The 16,767-nt window shown below is 68.1% G+C and carries 18 protein-coding genes and 1 pseudogene; 15 read left to right on the forward strand and 4 right to left on the reverse strand.

What is annotated here, in order from left to right:
• Positions 1-42: 42 nt before the first annotated feature.
• The 13 genes from AC1RB9_RS25425 (at position 43) to AC1RB9_RS25485 (ending at position 12,616) form a co-directional block, all read left to right on the forward strand.
• Positions 43-636, forward strand: a complete 594-nt coding sequence (locus tag AC1RB9_RS25425) for a MarC family protein (RefSeq protein ID WP_003095417.1) — start codon at positions 43-45, stop codon at positions 634-636.
• A 424-nt stretch (positions 637-1,060) separates the two neighbouring features.
• Entirely contained in the window at positions 1,061-2,326 is a 1,266-nt protein-coding gene (gene urtA, locus AC1RB9_RS25430) for an urea ABC transporter substrate-binding protein (protein ID WP_003105144.1), read from the forward strand.
• Between the two features lie 146 nt (positions 2,327-2,472).
• On the forward strand, positions 2,473-4,062 hold the full coding sequence (urtB, locus tag AC1RB9_RS25435) for an urea ABC transporter permease subunit UrtB (protein ID WP_003105141.1): 1,590 nt from the start codon (positions 2,473-2,475) through the stop codon (positions 4,060-4,062).
• Entirely contained in the window at positions 4,059-5,138 is a 1,080-nt protein-coding gene (urtC, locus tag AC1RB9_RS25440) for an urea ABC transporter permease subunit UrtC (RefSeq protein ID WP_003112319.1), read from the forward strand. The genes urtB and urtC overlap by 4 nt, the downstream gene beginning before the upstream one ends.
• Positions 5,135-5,992, forward strand: a complete 858-nt coding sequence (gene urtD / locus AC1RB9_RS25445) for an urea ABC transporter ATP-binding protein UrtD (RefSeq protein ID WP_003105136.1) — start codon at positions 5,135-5,137, stop codon at positions 5,990-5,992. The genes urtC and urtD overlap by 4 nt, the downstream gene beginning before the upstream one ends.
• Positions 5,993-6,128: 136 nt before the next feature.
• Entirely contained in the window at positions 6,129-6,827 is a 699-nt protein-coding gene (gene urtE, locus AC1RB9_RS25450) for an urea ABC transporter ATP-binding subunit UrtE (RefSeq protein WP_003112317.1), read from the forward strand.
• 83 nt (positions 6,828-6,910) lie between these two features.
• Positions 6,911-7,363 carry a GNAT family N-acetyltransferase gene (locus AC1RB9_RS25455; RefSeq protein ID WP_003095437.1) on the forward strand — a complete coding sequence of 151 codons (453 nt, stop codon included), beginning with the start codon at positions 6,911-6,913 and terminating at the stop codon, positions 7,361-7,363.
• Between the two features lie 8 nt (positions 7,364-7,371).
• The gene (locus AC1RB9_RS25460; protein ID WP_003116109.1) at positions 7,372-8,214 is read left to right on the forward strand and encodes an urease accessory protein UreD; all 843 of its coding nucleotides are present in this window, start codon (positions 7,372-7,374) and stop codon (positions 8,212-8,214) included.
• A 1-nt stretch (position 8,215) separates the two neighbouring features.
• Complete coding sequence (locus AC1RB9_RS25465) at positions 8,216-8,518, forward strand: urease subunit gamma (RefSeq protein WP_003099389.1); 303 nt, start codon at positions 8,216-8,218, stop codon at positions 8,516-8,518.
• An 8-nt stretch (positions 8,519-8,526) separates the two neighbouring features.
• Positions 8,527-9,045, forward strand: a complete 519-nt coding sequence (locus AC1RB9_RS25470; protein WP_003099390.1) for an L-methionine sulfoximine N-acetyltransferase — start codon at positions 8,527-8,529, stop codon at positions 9,043-9,045.
• Positions 9,046-9,061: 16 nt separating this feature from the next.
• On the forward strand, positions 9,062-9,367 hold the full coding sequence (locus tag AC1RB9_RS25475) for an urease subunit beta (protein ID WP_003095450.1): 306 nt from the start codon (positions 9,062-9,064) through the stop codon (positions 9,365-9,367).
• Positions 9,368-9,429: 62 nt separating this feature from the next.
• Positions 9,430-11,130: an urease subunit alpha gene (gene ureC, locus AC1RB9_RS25480; protein ID WP_003099392.1), complete on the forward strand. Its 1,701-nt coding sequence runs from the start codon at positions 9,430-9,432 to the stop codon at positions 11,128-11,130.
• A 118-nt stretch (positions 11,131-11,248) separates the two neighbouring features.
• Positions 11,249-12,616 (forward strand): hypothetical protein, encoded by a 1,368-nt coding sequence (locus AC1RB9_RS25485; RefSeq protein ID WP_003457376.1) that lies wholly within the window; start codon positions 11,249-11,251, stop codon positions 12,614-12,616.
• A gap of 9 nt (positions 12,617-12,625) precedes the next feature.
• Here the strand turns inward: AC1RB9_RS25485 and AC1RB9_RS25490 are convergent, their stop codons facing one another.
• Positions 12,626-12,892, reverse strand: coding sequence for a DksA/TraR family C4-type zinc finger protein (locus tag AC1RB9_RS25490; RefSeq protein ID WP_003099395.1), 267 nt, complete (start codon positions 12,890-12,892; stop codon positions 12,626-12,628).
• Between the two features lie 125 nt (positions 12,893-13,017).
• On the opposite strand from AC1RB9_RS25490, the gene AC1RB9_RS25495 reads away from it, so the two are divergent.
• Positions 13,018-13,632 (forward strand): hypothetical protein, encoded by a 615-nt coding sequence (locus AC1RB9_RS25495; RefSeq protein WP_010895687.1) that lies wholly within the window; start codon positions 13,018-13,020, stop codon positions 13,630-13,632.
• A 91-nt stretch (positions 13,633-13,723) separates the two neighbouring features.
• Here AC1RB9_RS25495 and AC1RB9_RS25500 read toward each other — a convergent pair whose 3' ends face one another.
• Positions 13,724-14,587, reverse strand: coding sequence for an isocitrate lyase/PEP mutase family protein (locus AC1RB9_RS25500; RefSeq protein ID WP_003121125.1), 864 nt, complete (start codon positions 14,585-14,587; stop codon positions 13,724-13,726).
• A 207-nt stretch (positions 14,588-14,794) separates the two neighbouring features.
• Here AC1RB9_RS25500 and AC1RB9_RS25505 point away from each other — a divergent pair, with 207 nt between their 5' ends.
• Positions 14,795-16,060, forward strand: coding sequence for an Hsp70 family protein (locus tag AC1RB9_RS25505; RefSeq protein ID WP_003099398.1), 1,266 nt, complete (start codon positions 14,795-14,797; stop codon positions 16,058-16,060).
• Between the two features lie 174 nt (positions 16,061-16,234).
• Here the strand turns inward: AC1RB9_RS25505 and AC1RB9_RS25510 are convergent, their stop codons facing one another.
• On the reverse strand, positions 16,235-16,504 hold the full coding sequence (locus AC1RB9_RS25510; protein ID WP_058133593.1) for a PsiF family protein: 270 nt from the start codon (positions 16,502-16,504) through the stop codon (positions 16,235-16,237).
• Positions 16,499-16,651 (reverse strand): annotated as a pseudogene (locus tag AC1RB9_RS25515) (PsiF family protein); the annotation flags it as partial. The gene AC1RB9_RS25510 and the pseudogene AC1RB9_RS25515, both read right to left, overlap by 6 nt.
• Positions 16,652-16,767 lie beyond the last annotated feature (116 nt).

Genomic DNA, 16,767 nt, shown 5'->3' on the forward strand with positions numbered 1-16,767 from the left:
GCACGCTATGCTCATGCCCACACCCGGACCGGAAGCGCCTCCATGCATTTGCTGTTCAGCGTCTACCTGAAGATGCTGGTGCTCTATAGCCCCTTCTTCGTGCTGTCCTGCTTCATCAGCCTCAGCCGCGGCTTCGGCCCGCGCGACCGCAAGCGCATGGCCTGGCGGGTGGCCCTGGCGGCGCTGATCGCCAGCGTCGCGCTGTACCTGTTCGGCCGCTACATCTTCATCCTCTTCGGTATCACCGCCGACGCCTTCCGCATCGGCGCCGGCAGCGTGCTGTTCATCTCCGCGCTGGGCATGGCCCAGGGTCGCGCGGCGGTGCAAAGCGACAACGTGCAGCAGGACGTGACCATCGTCCCGCTGACCATTCCTCTCACCGTCGGCCCCGGCACCATCGGCGCGCTGCTGGTGATGGGCGTCGGCCAGGGCTGGGAGGCCAAGCTGATCTCCCTGGTGGCGATCTTCCTCGCCTGCCTGACCCTCGGCACCACGCTCTATCTTTCCGACCGCATCGAACGCCTGCTTGGCGACCAGGGACTACAGATCGTCAGTCGCCTGATGGGCCTGTTCGTCTGCGCACTGGCGGCGCAGATCATCGTCACCGGCCTGAAGGGTTCGCTGTTCCCAGGCTGAGCGCACCAGCCTGAGGCGGACGCCCTGGATGCCGCGCCCTGACGCACCGCGGTAGTGCCAGGACGGAGCGACGGCGTTCCCATGGACGCGCCGCCGGCGGCAAGGAGGGAGGTCAGCGCGACGCCTCCCCTTCCGGAGCCCACGGCGCCTTCTCCGTCGATATCCGGCGAAAACCCGTTGAAAACGCAGCCTTCCCCGGCATAGCCAGACCTGCTCGGCATGCTTCCCCGGAGACTCGCGGCGCCTTTTCGCCGACCGATACCGGCCAGCGCCAAGAAGAGGCACAGCCTTTGCTCTGGAGCCTCGACGAAGAGATCCAGGCCGCAGTGCGCACCCCGCCGTCCACCGGACGGATGCCCGACGACAAGCACGACGCCTCCTGAAAACTGCCGCCCCGACCGCTGGTGAATGGAGAACAACACCAATGAAACGTCGCAGTCTGCTCAAGGCCTTCACGCTGTCCGCGTCCATCGCTTCCATGGGCCTGTCCTGGTCCATCCAGGCCGCCGAAACCATCAAGGTCGGCATCCTCCACTCGCTGTCCGGGACCATGGCGATCTCCGAGACCTCGCTGAAGGACATGGCCCTGATGACCATCGACGAGATCAACGCCAAGGGCGGGGTCAACGGCAGGAAGCTGGAGGCGGTGGTGGTCGATCCCGCGTCGAACTGGCCGCTGTTCGCGGAAAAGGCCCGCCAGTTGCTGACCCAGGACAAGGTCGCGGTGGTCTTCGGTTGCTGGACCTCGGTGTCGCGCAAATCGGTGTTGCCGGTGTTCGAGGAACTCAACGGATTGCTGTTCTACCCGGTCCAGTACGAGGGCGAGGAACTCTCGCCGAACGTCTTCTATACCGGCGCGGCGCCGAACCAGCAGGCGATCCCGGCGGTGGAGTACCTGATGAGCGAGGACGGCGGCGGCGCCAGGCGCTTCTTCCTGCTCGGCACCGACTATGTCTACCCGCGCACCACCAACAAGATCCTGCGCGCCTTCCTGCACAGCAAGGGCGTGGACGACAAGGACATCCAGGAGGTCTACACGCCGTTCGGCCACAGCGACTACCAGACCATCGTCGCCGACATCAAGAAGTTCGCCGCAGGCGGCAAGACCGCGGTGGTCTCCACCGTCAATGGCGACTCCAACGTGCCCTTCTACAAGGAACTGGCCAACCAGGGCCTGGAAGCCACCGAGGTGCCGGTGGTGGCCTTCTCCGTAGGCGAGGAAGAACTGCGCGGCATCGACACCAAGCCGCTGGTCGGCAACCTCGCGGCATGGAACTACTTCGAGTCGGTGAGCAATCCGGTCAACGAGAAGTTCGTCGCCGACTGGAAAGCCTACGCCAAGGCGAAGAACCTGCCGAACTACGGCACCGCGGTGACCAACGACCCCATGGAAGCCACCTACGTCGGCATCCACATGTGGGCGCAGGCCGTGGAAAAGGCCGGCAGCACCGAGGTCGACAAGGTTCGCGAGGCGATGGCCGGGCAAAGCTTCAAGGCGCCATCCGGCTACACGCTGGTCATGGACAAGAGCAACCACCACCTGCACAAGCCGGTGATGATCGGCGAGATCCAGGACGACGGCCAGTTCGAAGTGGTCTGGAAGACCCCCGAGCCGCTTCGCGCGCAACCCTGGAGCCCGTTCATCCCGGGCAACGAGAAGAAGCCGGAGCATGCGCTGAAGAGCAACTGAGTTCTGCCGTGAAGAACCCTGCCCCCCTGACCAGGCGTTCCCCTGAACGGAACGGGAACGCCCCGGTCGCGCGCCTAACGGCCCCCTCGTCCTTCAGGGAGAGGGCGGGGGACCGGCCATACCGCACGTCGCCCAGGAACCCCAGCATGCCCCTTGCCCTCCTCACCCGCCCGCTCCATGCCTGTGTCCTGGTCCTGGCCGCCCTTCTCGCGGTGACGGCCTACGCCGGACCGGCGCAGGACTTCGCCGCTGCCGACAACGGCGGTCGCGCCCACCTGCTCGAACACTGGGCGGCGACGCCCGACGCCGATCGCCTGGCCTTTCTCGAAGCGCTGCGCCACAACCGCATTGCGCTGGACAGCCGCCAGCAGCCATTCATCCTCGGCGCCGACCAGCGTTTCCAGGCCGCCGAAGGCGACGCCCTGCCGGACGGCGAGCCGAAGCCGCTGCGCCTGAACAATCGCCTGCGCGGCCTGCTCAACACCGCCCTGGCCAGCCACCAGTTGGTGGCCAACGAAGTGCCGCTGCGGCAGGCCGCCGCGCAGCAGTTGCAGAAAACCGCCAAGGCCGCGCAACGGCCGCTGCTCGAAGCGCGCCTGCGGATCGAGAGCGACGCTGGCGTGAAGGAAGCCCTCGGCCTGGCCCTGGCCAACCTGCAACTCGGCGATCCCGACCCGGCGCTACGCCTTTCCGCCGTGCGCCTGCTCGGCGAGTCCGGCGATCCGCTGGCGCGAACCCGCCTGGAGAACCTGCTCGACCCGGCGGTGGAACCGGAGGAAGGCGTGCGCATCGCCGCCGCCACCAGCCTGGCCCAGGTCAAGCGCCGGCTGCTGGTCGGCGACCTGCTCGGCCAGGCCTTCAGTGGCCTGTCGCTGGGCTCGATCCTGCTGCTCGCGGCGCTCGGCCTGGCGATCACCTACGGCCTGCTCGGGGTGATCAACATGGCCCACGGCGAAATGCTCATGCTCGGCGCCTATTCCACCTACGTGGTGCAACTGCTGTTCCAGCGCCTGGCGCCGGAATGGCTGGCGCTCTACCCGTTGCTGGCGCTACCGGTGGCGTTCTGCGTCAGCGCCGCCATCGGCATGGCCCTGGAGCGCACGGTGATCCGCCATCTCTACGGCCGGCCGCTGGAAACCCTGCTCGCCACCTGGGGCATCAGCCTGGTGCTGATCCAACTGGTGCGGATGCTGTTCGGCGCGCAGAACGTCGAGGTAGCCAACCCGGCCTGGCTGTCCGGCGGCATCCAGGTGCTGCCGAACCTGGTGCTGCCGTGGAACCGCATCGTCATCATCGGCTTCGCCCTGTTCGTGCTGCTCCTCACCTGGCTGCTGCTGAACCGCACGCGGCTCGGCCTGAACGTCCGCGCGGTGACCCAGAACCGCAACATGGCGGCCTGCTGCGGGGTGCCCACAGGGCGCGTGGACATGCTCGCCTTCGGTCTCGGCTCGGGCATCGCCGGGCTCGGCGGGGTAGCCCTGTCGCAGGTCGGCAACGTCGGCCCGGACCTCGGCCAGGGCTACATCATCGACTCCTTCCTGGTGGTGGTGCTCGGCGGCGTCGGCCAGCTCGCCGGCAGCGTCCTCGCCGCCTTCGGCCTCGGCGTGGCGAACAAGATCCTCGAACCGCAGATCGGCGCGGTGCTGGGCAAGATCCTGATCCTCGCGCTGATCGTCCTGTTCATCCAGAAACGCCCGCAGGGACTGTTCGCCCTGAAAGGGAGGGTCATCGATTGAACCAGCCACTCACCGTCACCCTCGCCCGCCGGGCCGGCGGCCGCGTCACCGCTATCGCGCTCGGCGCAGCCTTCGCCACGCTGCTGGTCATGCCGCTGCTGCACCTGCTGCCGGCGGACAGCGCGCTGCACCTCTCGGCCTACAGCCTGACCCTGACCGGCAAGATCCTCTGCTACGCCATCGTCGCCCTCGCCCTCGACCTGGTCTGGGGCTACGCCGGCCTGCTGTCCCTCGGCCACGGGCTGTTCTTCGCCCTCGGCGGCTACGCCATGGGCATGTACCTGATGCGCCAGGCCTCCGGCGACAGCCTGCCGGCGTTCATGACCTTCCTTTCCTGGAACGAACTGCCCTGGTACTGGGCCGGCACCCAGCACTTCCTCTGGGCGCTGTGCCTGGTGGTGCTGGTGCCCGGCGCGCTGGCCTTCGCCTTCGGCTACTTCGCCTTCCGCTCGCGGATCCGCGGCGTGTACTTCTCGATCATGACCCAGGCCCTGACCTTCGCCGGCATGCTGCTGTTCTTCCGCAACGAGACCGGTTTCGGAGGCAACAACGGCTTCACCGACTTCCGCAGCATCCTCGGCTTCCCGATCACCGCGCCGGGCACCCGCGCCGCCCTGTTCCTCGCCACCGTCGCGCTGCTCGCGGCCAGCCTGCTGCTCGGCTGGCGCCTGGCGCGAAGCAAGTTCGGCCGGGTCCTCACCGCGCTGCGCGACGCCGAGAACCGCCTGATGTTCTGCGGCTACGACCCGCGCGGCTACAAGCTCTTCGTCTGGACCCTGAGCGCGGTGCTCTGCGGCCTCGCCGGCGCGCTGTTCGTGCCGCAGGTGGGGATCATCAACCCCAGCGAGATGTCGCCGACCAACTCCATCGAGGCCGCCGTCTGGGTCGCCCTCGGCGGACGCGGCACCCTGCTCGGCCCGCTGCTCGGCGCCGGCGTGGTGAACGGCGCGAAGAGCTGGTTCACCGTGGCCTTCCCGGAATACTGGCTGTTCTTCCTCGGCGCGCTGTTCATCGTCGTCACCCTGTACCTGCCGCGCGGCCTGCTCGGCCTGCTGCGCAAGGAGAAGGAGCAATGAGGACCACCCCGCACCTGATGCTCGAACCGGCCTTCCACCCCGGCCTCGATACCGCCGGCAGCGGCCGCGACGCCATCGGCCTGGGCGCCGCCACCAGCGGCCGGCTGGACGCGCGCCACGGCACCATCCTCAGCCTGGAAGACATCAACGTCAGCTTCGACGGCTTCAAGGCCCTGCGCGACCTGACCCTGTACATCGGCGTCGGCGAATTGCGCTGCATCATCGGCCCCAACGGCGCCGGCAAGACCACCCTGATGGACGTGATCACCGGCAAGACCCGCCCGCAGAGCGGTACCGCGTATTTCGGCGACACCCTCGACCTGACCCGCATGAGCGAGGTGCAGATCGCCCAGGCCGGGATCGGTCGCAAGTTCCAGAAGCCTACGGTGTTCGAGGCCCTGAGCGTGTTCGAGAACCTCGAACTGGCGCAGAGGGCCGACAAGTCGGTGTGGGCCAGCCTGCGCGCGCGGCTCGACGGCACGCAGAGGGAACGCATCGAGGAGGTGCTCGCCACCATCCGCCTGCTGGAGTCGCGGCAGCGTCCGGCGGGTTTGCTGTCCCACGGCCAGAAGCAGTTCCTCGAGATCGGCATGCTGCTGGTGCAGGAACCGCAGTTGCTGCTGCTCGACGAGCCGGTGGCGGGCATGACCGATGCCGAGACCGAATTCACCGCCGAGCTGTTCAAGTCCCTGGCGCGCAAGCACTCGCTGATGGTGGTGGAGCACGACATGGGTTTCGTCGGCAGCATCGCCGACCATGTCACCGTGCTGCACCAGGGCCACGTGCTGGCCGAAGGCTCGCTGGCGGAGGTACAGGCCGACGAACAGGTGATCGAGGTCTACCTCGGTCGCTGACGCCAGCCATCCGCTCGGCGGGTAGCGCCTGCCAAGTGGCGCCCGTCGCGTAGGGCGAATGACCGCTCGCGGTTATCCGCCGAGCCAGGTTGGGAATCGCAGTGAAGAACCATCACGGGACAAATGGAAGAGAACCATGCTGCAAGTCGACAAGCTCCACCAGTACTACGGCGGTAGCCATATCCTCCGTGGCCTGAGCTTCGAGGCGAAGGTGGGCGAGGTGACCTGCCTGCTCGGTCGCAACGGGGTGGGCAAGACCACCCTGCTGCGCTGCCTGATGGGCCTGGTCCCGGCCCGCGAGGGCCAGGTCGCCTGGGAAGGCCGTTCGCTCACCGGACTCAGGCCGCACCAGCGGGTCCGCGCCGGGATCGCCTACGTGCCGCAGGGACGGGAAATCTTCCCCCGGCTGACGGTGGAAGAGAACCTGCTGATGGGACTGTCCCGTTTCAGCGCCAGGGACGCCCGGGCGGTGCCGGACTTCATCTACGAGCTGTTCCCGGTCCTGCGCGAAATGAAACAGCGCCGCGGCGGCGACCTCTCCGGCGGCCAGCAGCAGCAACTGGCGATCGGCCGCGCCCTGGCCAGCCAGCCGCGACTGCTGATCCTCGACGAACCCACGGAAGGCATCCAGCCTTCGGTGATCAAGGAGATCGGCGCGGTCGTCCGCAGCCTGGCGGCGCGCGGCGACATGGCGATCCTGCTGGTCGAGCAGTTCTACGACTTCGCCGCCGAACTGGCCGACCAATACCTGGTGATGGCGCGCGGCGAGATCGTCCAGCAGGGCCGCGGCCGCGACATGGAGAGCGAGGGCGTGCGCGGGCTGGTGGCGATTTGAACGGACTGGGACACACTGCCGCTGGCGCAACCGGGGCCTGCGCTGGCAATCTCTATGCCCTCGTCTTTCCGCAGGAGGTCGAAATGACCGTCACTCTGCGCCCGGCCGTCCAGGCCGACGCGGGCTTCGCCGCGCTCTGCGTCGCCGCCGCCTATGCCCCGTGGATCGCGGTGATCGGCCGCAAGCCCTGGCCGATGACCCAGGACTACCACGAGGTGATCGCCAGCGACCGGGTCCTCATCGCCGAGCACGACGGCCAGCCGGTCGGCCTGCTGGTGACCCGGGAAACCGCCGACGGCTTCCTCGTCGACAACCTCGCCGTGCTTCCCGAATGCAAGGGCCAGGGCATCGGACGACAACTGCTGGAGCGTGCCGAGCGCGACGCGACGAGCCTCGGCTACCGCTCGCTGTACCTCTACACCAATGAGCGGATGACGGAAAACATCGCGCTCTACGCCAGGGTCGGCTACCTCGAATACGAACGCCGCCAGGAAGAGGGATTCCGCCGCGTGTTCATGCGCAAGGCCCTGGCCTGACCCGACCGATGACCGCCGCCCTCCCCGACCTGAGCTTCCACCCCGCCTGGCACGCCCAACTGGAGCTGGCCTACGCCCGCGCCGGCGACGCCACCCGCCCGGTGACGCGGCGCCACGCCGGACCGCTGCGGGTGCAGAAGCACCTCTACGCCGAAGGCCCGGAAGTCTGCCAGCACATCCTCGTGCATCCGCCCGGCGGCATCGCCGGCGGCGACAGCCTGGCCTTCGACGTGCGCCTCGGCGAACGCGCCTGGGCCCAGCTCACCAGCCCCGGCGCGGCCAAGTGGTACCGCGCCGCCTGCCCGTCGCGACAGACCCTGGAGATCCACCTGGAGCCCGGCGCCACCCTGGAATGGCTGCCGCAGGAAAGCATCGTCTTCGCCGGCGCCCAGGCCGAACTGGAAACCCGTATCCAGCTGCGCGGCGACGCCCGCCTGTTCTACTGGGACATGGTCGCGCTCGGCCGCCCGGCCAGCGGCGAGCGCTTCGCCAGCGGCCACTTCGTCGCGGCCCTGGACATCCGTCGCGACGACCGCCTGCTCTGGCACGAGCGCCAGCGCATCGACGGCGGCGACCGCCTGCTCGACTCGCCGATCGGCCTCGCCGGGCATCCGGTGCTGGCGACCCTGGTCGCCAGCGGCGAGATCGACACCGACCTGCTGCAACGCTGCCGCGCGCTCCCCTGCGCCGGCCGCGGCAACCTCAGCCAGTTGCCCGGCGGCCTGCTGGTGGCGCGCTGCCTGGCCGACGAGGCGCTGCACGCGCGAGCCTGGCTGATCGAACTCTGGCGCCTGCTGCGGCCGGCGCTGCTCGGCCGCGAGGCCGTTCCCCCACGCATCTGGAGTACCTGAGATGGACTTGTCCCCCCGCGAGAAAGACAAGCTGCTGATCTTCACCGCCGGCCTGCTCGCCGAGCGCCGGCTGGCACGCGGTCTCAAGCTGAACTACCCGGAGGCGGTGGCGCTGATCTCCGCCGCCCTGCTGGAGGGCGCGCGCGACGGCCGCAGCGTCGCCGAGCTGATGCACTACGGCACCACCCTGCTGAACCGCGAGCAGGTGATGGAGGGCGTGCCGGAGATGATCCCGGACATCCAGGTGGAGGCCACCTTCCCCGACGGCACCAAGCTGGTGACCGTCCACCAGCCCATCGCCTGAGGCCGGCCATGAGCGCTTCGATCCGCGACGCCGGCGTCGCCGACCTGCCCGGCATCCTCGCCATCTACAACGACGCCGTGGGCAATACCACGGCGATCTGGAACGAAACCCCGGTGGACCTGGCCAACCGCCAGGCCTGGTTCGACACCCGCGCCCGCCAGGGCTACCCGATCCTGGTGGCAAGCGACGCCGCCGGCGAAGTGCTCGGCTACGCCTCCTACGGCGACTGGCGACCCTTCGAGGGCTTCCGCGGCACCGTCGAGCACTCCGTCTACGTGCGCGACGACCAGCGCGGCAAAGGCCTCGGCGTGCAACTGCTGCAGGCGCTGATCGAACGTGCGCGGGCCCAGGGCCTGCACGTCATGGTGGCCGCCATCGAAAGCGGCAATGCCGCCTCGATCGGCCTGCACCGGCGCCTCGGCTTCGAGATCAGCGGGCAGATGCCGCAGGTGGGCCAGAAGTTCGGCCGCTGGCTCGACCTGACCTTCATGCAACTGAACCTCGACCCGACGCGCAGCGCGCCCTGAGCCCCAAGGAGCCCTCATGATCCCCGGTGAATACGACATCCAGCCCGGCGATATCGAACTCAACGCCGGCCGCCGCACCCTCGCCCTGAGCGTGGCGAACACCGGTGACCGGCCGATCCAGGTCGGCTCGCACTACCACTTCTTCGAGGTCAACGACGCCCTCGCCTTCGACCGTCCGGCCACCCGTGGCATGCGCCTGAACATCGCCGCCGGCACCGCGGTGCGCTTCGAACCGGGGCAGAGCCGCGAGGTGGAGCTGGTGGAAATCGGCGGCGGACGGCGGGTATACGGCTTTGCCGGGCGGGTGATGGGGGACCTCTAGGGCCCCACTGGCCAGGTTCGACCAAAGACAGCGAACACCGACGATCGCCAAAGGAGCGTTCGATGAAAATCAGCAGACAAGCCTACGCCGACATGTTCGGCCCCACCGTCGGCGACCGCGTGCGCCTGGCCGACACCGACCTGTGGATCGAGGTGGAACGGGACTTCACCGTCTATGGCGAGGAAGTGAAGTTCGGCGGCGGCAAGGTCATCCGCGACGGCATGGGCCAGAGCCAGCTGGGCGCGGCGCAGGTGGTCGACACGGTGATCACCAATGCGCTGATCCTCGACCACTGGGGCGTGGTCAAGGCCGACGTCGGTCTCAAGGACGGGCGCATCCAGGCCATCGGCAAGGCCGGCAACCCGGACATCCAGCCCGGGGTGAACATCGCCATCGGCGCCGGCACCGAGGTGATCGCCGGCGAGGGCATGATCCTCACCGCCGGCGGCATCGACACGCACATCCACTTCATCTGCCCGCAGCAGATCGAAGAGGCGCTGATGAGCGGGGTCACCACCATGATCGGCGGCGGCACCGGCCCCGCCGCCGGGACCAACGCCACCACCTGCACCTCCGGTCCCTGGCACATGGCGCGGATGCTCCAGGCCGCCGACGCCTTCCCGATGAACATCGGCTTCACCGGCAAGGGCAACGCCAGCCTGCCGCTGCCGCTGGAGGAGCAGGTGCTCGCCGGCGCCATCGGCCTGAAGCTGCACGAGGACTGGGGCAGCACCCCGGCGGCGATCGACAACTGCCTGGAGGTCGCCGAGCGCCACGACATCCAGGTGGCGATCCACACCGACACCCTCAACGAATCCGGCTTCGTCGAGACCACCCTCGGCGCCTTCAAGGGCCGCACCATCCACACCTACCACACCGAGGGCGCCGGCGGCGGCCACGCACCGGACATCATCAAGGCCTGCGGCTTCGCCAACGTGCTGCCCAGCTCGACCAACCCGACACGGCCGTTCACCCGCAATACCATCGACGAGCACCTGGACATGCTGATGGTCTGCCACCACCTCGACCCGGCCATCGCCGAGGACGTGGCCTTCGCCGAGTCGCGCATCCGCCGCGAGACCATCGCCGCCGAGGACATCCTCCACGACCTCGGCGCGTTCAGCATGATCAGCTCCGACAGCCAGGCCATGGGCCGGGTCGGCGAAGTGATCACGCGCACCTGGCAGACCGCCGACAAGATGAAGCGCCAGCGCGGCCGCCTCGACGGCGACGGTGCGCGCAACGACAACTTCCGCGCCAGGCGCTACATCGCCAAGTACACCATCAACCCGGCGATCACCCACGGCATCAGCCATGAAGTGGGCTCCGTCGAAGCCGGCAAGTGGGCCGACCTGGTGCTCTGGCGCCCGGCCTTCTTCGGCGTCAAGCCGAGCCTGATCCTCAAGGGCGGGGCCATCGCCGCCAGCCTGATGGGCGACATCAACGGCTCGATCCCCACGCCGCAGCCGGTGCACTACCGACCGATGTTCGCCAGCTACGCCGGCAGCCGTCACGCGACCAGCCTGACCTTCGTCAGCCAGGCCGCCTTCGCCGCCGGCGTACCGCAGCAGCTCGGCCTGCGCAAGGCCATCGGCGTGGTCAGCGGCTGTCGCGGTGTGCAGAAGACCGACCTGATCCACAACGGCTACCTGCCGACCATCGAGGTCGACGCACAGAACTACCAGGTACGCGCCGACGGCCAGTTGCTCTGGTGCGAACCGGCGGACGTGCTGCCGATGGCGCAGCGCTATTTCCTGTTCTGATTCCCACGCGACGGGTCCCGGCGCCACGCCGGGACGTCGACCGCTCCGTTCGGACAGCTTGGCTTGTCGGCGCTAGCGGCGACAATGGCGCCTACCCGTAGCCGCCGGCAGTCCGTCCATGTCCTCCCGCCAATCGTCCCGCAACGCTTCCACCCCGTATCTGGCCAAGGCCTTCCAGGCAACGGCCATCGTCGTGGTGAGCTACTTCCTCTACTGGACCTACCAGCTCTACCAGTACGGCGAGATTCCCATCAGCAAGAAGGACGTGATGCTGCGCCAAGCCATCCTCGCGCGCTTTCCGGCGGACTACGAGGTGGAGATCAAGGGCGCCGACCTGCTCGGCTTCGGCGAGAAATTCCTGGTCGCCTACGGCAATCGGCGCTTCGTCGGCAAGGCCTTCGCCATGGACGACCAGGTCATCGAGCGCCTGGAGCGGAACCAGGGACGGACCAACCTGCCGCTGGTGAAGGTGTTCTACATCGCCGAACCCGGCCTCCTCTCCTCGCTGCTCAACCTCTCCCCGTTCCTGGATATCCAGAAGAACATGGTCGAGCTGAGCCTCCGGGAATACCGGAAGATCCAGTTGGTCCCCTTCGATCCGGACGCGAAGCGGAAACCGCGCGAGCAGTTCGAAACCGATTATGCCTTCCCCCAGCTGTTCAGCCTCAGCCAACTGGAAGTCGCCGACTACGACGGCGACGGCCGCGACGAACTGCGCCTGGGCTACCTGTCCTACGCCGGCGGTTCGGGAGGGACGCGCTGGTCGGTGATCTACGACCTGAAGGACGGCGCGCTGACCGCCCATTCCGGCTATCCGGAAATGCTCGACATCGACGTCGCCCAGTTCATCCAGGCGGTCAACCTGTACGCCGGCCTCGACGGCACCTTGCCGCGCGACCAGCGTCAGCTGGAAGACGTGGTCGGCCGAGGCAGCGAGCGCTTCGCGCTGACCGCCGCGGAGCGCCAGGCACTGGTCGCCGACCCGCCGCAGCGGGACGACTACGCCAGGGTCCTGATGAGCCTTTCGCCGCGCTCGCCCTACGCCCCCGATCGCTTCATCGACCTCGGCGACGGCAGCCGACTGAGCCTGGCCCCGCGCCATACCGACGATTACTCGACCTTCCTCGACATCGGCGGGAAGAAAATCTTCGTCGAAGCCTTCTACGTCGACGACGACGCCTGCCACTGGTGCGAGCATCGCTGGCGAGTGATGGCTTTCCATTACGACGACGGTCGCTGGATCTCGGACCGCACCATCAACGGCGACAGCTTCAACGGGCAATGGCTGCGCAACGCGGAGCCGCTGGGCCTCAACGACGTTTTCGGCACCTACCGCGACCAGGGCCCGGCGGGCCTGGCCTGGTCCTTCATCGACCCGCGCTGGACCGCCTCCAGCCAGCATGACATGGACGATCCGCTGGGCGTGGGAATGCGCACCCTGTCGCCGGTGGAGCAATGGGTGAAGGAACGCTATCGGGAAAACTGAGGCAGGCCTTCAGCGCAACTGGCTGTCCTTGCTGCCGCGGCGGTTGTAGCCGCTGAACTTCGCCTGTTCCCTGTCGTGCTCGGCCTGGCAGTTGACGCACAGGCGCACGCCGGGAATCGCCCGGCGCCGCGCCTCGGGGATAGTCGCGTCGCACTCTTCGCAATGGGTCAGGCTCTCGCCACGAGGCAACTGGCTGCGCGCACGAGCGATGGCATCCTCGATCGTGCTGTCGATCTGTTCCTGCACCGCACCGTCGTTCGCCCACCCGCTGGCCATGACTGACTCCTCTGGCTGAAACCCTGGAACCTCCAGATATGGGCGTTCGCCCGCGGCTTTGCAAGGGCGGCGCGACCATCGGCCTGGCGTGGCACAATCGCCAGCCAAGCCTGAAGGTACACCGCATGATGGGACCGTTCCGCCGCCTCGCCCACCTGATCGACCAGGGCCGCCAGCTCGACGCCGCGCTCGCCGGCGATCCGTTCGCTCTGCCGGCGCCGGAGGACCGCTATAGCGTCCGGCAACTGCACGGCCTGTATCCGCGCCGTCATCCCGGTCTCTACGCACCGCTGCTCGGCAGCCTGGCGCTGCTGCTCGGTGCCGCGCCGCTGGGTCTTGCCGCGCTGCGCCTGGCATTGCCGGAGGCTCCTTTGCGGCCGCTGGGCTGGCTCTCCGCCCTGCCGCTGCTGGCGGCCTGGCTGTGGCTGATCGCCCTGCTCTCCCGTGGCGCCAGCCTCGGCCCGCGCCTGGCCCGCGACGCCAGCCTGCTGCTGGTCGGCACCGGGCTCCTGCTGCGCCTGGCCAGCGGCGAGACGTCGGGCCTGGTGGCCCTCGGCGGCGGCGCCTGTGCCTGGCTGCTGTTCAACAGCCGGGCGATGCAACGCTACATGGAACTGGTCTACGCCCAGCGCCTGTACCGCGCCCAGTCGGCCAACCGCCCCGGTTCGGCGCAGCGGCGCCTGGCCAACCAGGCCGCCTACCGCGAACGCAAGCGACGCGAGCGCTCCGGGCGATCCTGAACCAGACTGTCGCCCTGCGACCTTCTGCGCATTGGCGGGCGCCGCCGACCTGCAGGCGCGGCAGCGCAACATGGGCCTGGCCTGAGGTCGCCTACTCTTTGACTTCCATGTAGTCGCGGGCCCAGGCCTGGTATTCCTCGGGGAAGGTGTACTTCTTCGACAGCTCCGAGGCGGTCAGGTCCGAGGCCACCGCACCGCGCTCCTCGCGCAGGCAGTCGTAGGTCGCCTTGATCGCGGCGAAATAGGCGGCGTGGCCGTTGACCACGACACGCACGCCGAGCCGCGCCAGGCGGGCGTCGTCGCGCAGTTGCGGATTACCGTAGGTGACCAGCATCAGCGGGATGTGCAGGTGCTCGGCGATCGCCTCGAGGTGGGCGAAGTCGCGCACGCCGACCAGGCAGATACCATCGGCGCCGGCTTCCTGGTAGGCCAGGGTGCGCTGGATCACCGCATCGACGTCGATCAGTTCGGCGTTGGTCCGGGCAATGATGGTCAACGCCGGGTCGACCCTCGCCTCCAGGGCCGCGCGGATCTTGCCGACGCCTTCCTCGACGCAGATCAGGTCGGTGGACTTGCGCCCGAACTGCGCCGGCAGCAGGGTGTCCTCGATGGTCAGCGCGGCGATTCCGGCGCGCTCCAGTTCGACCACCGTACGCATCACGTTCAGCGCGTTGCCGTAGCCGTGGTCGGCGTCGGCGATCACCGGCAGGCGCGCCACCCGGCCGATGCGGGTGGCCTGCTCGACGAATTCGCTGAGGGTGATCAGGGCGAAGTCCGGCGCCGCCAGGACCTGCAGGGAAGCCACCGAACCGCCGAGGATGCCGCACTCGAAGCCGAGGTCGGCGGCGATACGCGCCGACATGGGATCGAACACGGAAGCGGTGTGGTAGCAACGGGAGGAGTCCAACAGCGCGCGAAACATCGCACGCAACTCATGGTGTGAGGCTCTATGCATGGCGAAATCCAGGACAACACGGCAAGACGGAGTGGGAAAGCAGCGCCAACATAGCACCATGCGCAGGCCCCTTGGCAAATCCGTATACAAAGGTCGGGGCGGCCCGCACGGACGTCCCAGGACGCGTCCTGCCGATCGCCGGCGGTGAAATCTACGACGCTCTCGCATACACTGCGCGGCCGTTTTTTTCCCGGACCGTTTCGCGCCATGAACCCGAGCACCGCCGCCCGCGCCCTGGGCATCGATTTTGGCACCTCCAACTCCACCGTCGGCTGGTGGCGGCCGGAGGTCGAACCGCTGATCGAGCTGGAGGACGGCAAGATCACCCTGCCCTCGGTGGTGTTCTTCAACGTCGAGGAGCGCCGCCCGGTCTACGGCCGCCAGGCGCTCGGCGAGTACCTGGAGGGCTACGAGGGCCGGCTGATGCGCTCGCTGAAGAGCCTGCTGGGCTCCAAGCTGCTGAAGAGCGAGACCACCGTGCTCGGCAGCGCCCTGCCGTTCAAGGACCTGCTCGGCCTGTTCATCGGCCAGCTCAAGGCGCGCGGCGAGGCCGCCGCCGGGCAAGCCTTCGACGCGGTGGTGCTGGGTCGCCCGGTGTTCTTCGTCGACGACGACCCGGAGGCTGACCGCGAGGCCCAGGACACCCTGGTGCAGGTGGCCAACAAGCTCGGCTTCAAGGAGGTTTCCTTCCAGTACGAACCGATCGCCGCGGCCTTCGACTACGAGCGCTGCATCCAGCGCGAGGAACTGGTCCTGATCGTCGACATCGGCGGCGGCACCTCGGACTTCTCCCTGGTGCGCCTGGCGCCGGAGCGGCGCAACCTGGCCGAGCGCCAGGACGACATCCTGGCCACCGGCGGCGTACACATCGGCGGTACCGACTTCGACAAGCAGCTCAGCCTGGAAGGCGTGATGCCGCTGTTCGGCTACGGCAGCCGGATGAAGAGCGACGCCTTCATGCCCACCAGCTACCACCTGAACCTGGCCACCTGGCACACCATCAACGCGGTGTACGCGCAGAAGTCGCAATTGGCGCTGAAGAACATGCGCTACGACATCGTCGACAGCACCGGCATCGACCGCCTCTTCAGGCTCATCGAGGAACGCGCCGGGCACTGGCTGGCGATGCAGGTGGAAGACAGCAAGATCCGCCTGACCGAAACCGAGCGCCTGCACCTCTCGCTGGAGCGCATCGAGGCCGGGCTCGGCGTGGAGCTGACCCGTGGGCTGTTCGAGAACGCCGTCGACGGACTGCTGGAGCGCGTGCGCAACAGCGTCGCGCAACTGCTGGCCTCGGCCGGGGTCGACCCGGACCGGGTCGACACGGTGTTCTTCACCGGCGGTTCGAGCGGCATTCCGGCGCTGCGCCGGAGCGTCTCGGCGATGCTGCCCAACGCCCGTCATGTCGAGGGCAACCTGTTCGGCAGCATCGGCAGCGGCCTGGCCATCGAGGCGAAGAAGCGCTACGGCTGAGCCGCCCTGGCCGCGCCCCTGCCCTATAGGGGGATAAGGTCACACCGGGCCCGCCATGGCGGATAACCGCGAGCGGTTATTCGCCCTACGCCAAGACCACGCCACACCCGTCCGCAGGGCGGATAGCGCCACAGGCGTTATCCGCCGCCACACCGAGCCCGACGAGGGTGGGGCTCACTTCTTCAGGCAGGTGCTCATGAACGCCTTGCGTTCGTCGCCCTTGAGCGCCTTGGCGGTAGCATCGGCGTTGCAGGTCTTCATCTTCTCCTGCTGGGTCGCCGCCTTGGCGCTGCCGCCGGCCTTCAGGCAACTGCTCATGAACGCCTTGCGTTCGTCGCCCTTGAGCGACTTGGCACTGGCGTCGGCGTTGCAGCTCTTCATCTTCTCCTGCTGGGCGGTGGCCTTGCCGCCGGCAGGCGCGCCGGCCTTCAGGCAGCCGCTCATGAACGCCTTGCGTTCGTCGCCCTTGAGCGCCTTGGTGGTGGCCTCGGCGTTGCAGGCGGTCATCTTCTCCTGCTGCGCGGTGGCAGCGAAACCATGGGCCGAGACGGCCATGGCCAATACGAACATCGGGATACGCAGGATATTCATCGAACTCTCCTTGAAGGGCTGCACGTTCGCATGCAGGTGCGCTGAAGTCTAGCGACTGCGGCGGGCTTTGCAGGGGCTGGGAACGCGTCCTGTGCGCTTGCGACAAGCGTCATGTT

It is taken from the genome of Pseudomonas sp. 20-5 (assembly GCF_056782835.1).

Excerpts from the sequence above, each read along its gene's own strand:
- AC1RB9_RS25425 (WP_003095417.1), top strand. The coding sequence starts at position 43 with ATGCATTTGCTGTTCAGCGTCTACCTGAAGATGCTGGTGCTCTATAGC.
- urtA (WP_003105144.1), top strand. The coding sequence starts at position 1,061 with ATGAAACGTCGCAGTCTGCTCAAGGCCTTCACGCTGTCCGCGTCCATC.
- urtB (WP_003105141.1), top strand. The coding sequence starts at position 2,473 with ATGCCCCTTGCCCTCCTCACCCGCCCGCTCCATGCCTGTGTCCTGGTC.
- urtD (WP_003105136.1), top strand. The coding sequence starts at position 5,135 with ATGAGGACCACCCCGCACCTGATGCTCGAACCGGCCTTCCACCCCGGC.
- urtE (WP_003112317.1), top strand. The coding sequence starts at position 6,129 with ATGCTGCAAGTCGACAAGCTCCACCAGTACTACGGCGGTAGCCATATC.
- AC1RB9_RS25455 (WP_003095437.1), top strand. The coding sequence starts at position 6,911 with ATGACCGTCACTCTGCGCCCGGCCGTCCAGGCCGACGCGGGCTTCGCC.
- AC1RB9_RS25460 (WP_003116109.1), top strand. The coding sequence starts at position 7,372 with ATGACCGCCGCCCTCCCCGACCTGAGCTTCCACCCCGCCTGGCACGCC.
- AC1RB9_RS25465 (WP_003099389.1), top strand. The coding sequence starts at position 8,216 with ATGGACTTGTCCCCCCGCGAGAAAGACAAGCTGCTGATCTTCACCGCC.
- AC1RB9_RS25470 (WP_003099390.1), top strand. The coding sequence starts at position 8,527 with ATGAGCGCTTCGATCCGCGACGCCGGCGTCGCCGACCTGCCCGGCATC.
- AC1RB9_RS25475 (WP_003095450.1), top strand. The coding sequence starts at position 9,062 with ATGATCCCCGGTGAATACGACATCCAGCCCGGCGATATCGAACTCAAC.
- ureC (WP_003099392.1), top strand. The coding sequence starts at position 9,430 with ATGAAAATCAGCAGACAAGCCTACGCCGACATGTTCGGCCCCACCGTC.
- AC1RB9_RS25485 (WP_003457376.1), top strand. The coding sequence starts at position 11,249 with ATGTCCTCCCGCCAATCGTCCCGCAACGCTTCCACCCCGTATCTGGCC.
- AC1RB9_RS25490 (WP_003099395.1), bottom strand. The coding sequence starts at position 12,892 with ATGGCCAGCGGGTGGGCGAACGACGGTGCGGTGCAGGAACAGATCGAC.
- AC1RB9_RS25495 (WP_010895687.1), top strand. The coding sequence starts at position 13,018 with ATGATGGGACCGTTCCGCCGCCTCGCCCACCTGATCGACCAGGGCCGC.
- AC1RB9_RS25500 (WP_003121125.1), bottom strand. The coding sequence starts at position 14,587 with ATGCATAGAGCCTCACACCATGAGTTGCGTGCGATGTTTCGCGCGCTG.
- AC1RB9_RS25505 (WP_003099398.1), top strand. The coding sequence starts at position 14,795 with ATGAACCCGAGCACCGCCGCCCGCGCCCTGGGCATCGATTTTGGCACC.
- AC1RB9_RS25510 (WP_058133593.1), bottom strand. The coding sequence starts at position 16,504 with ATGAGCGGCTGCCTGAAGGCCGGCGCGCCTGCCGGCGGCAAGGCCACC.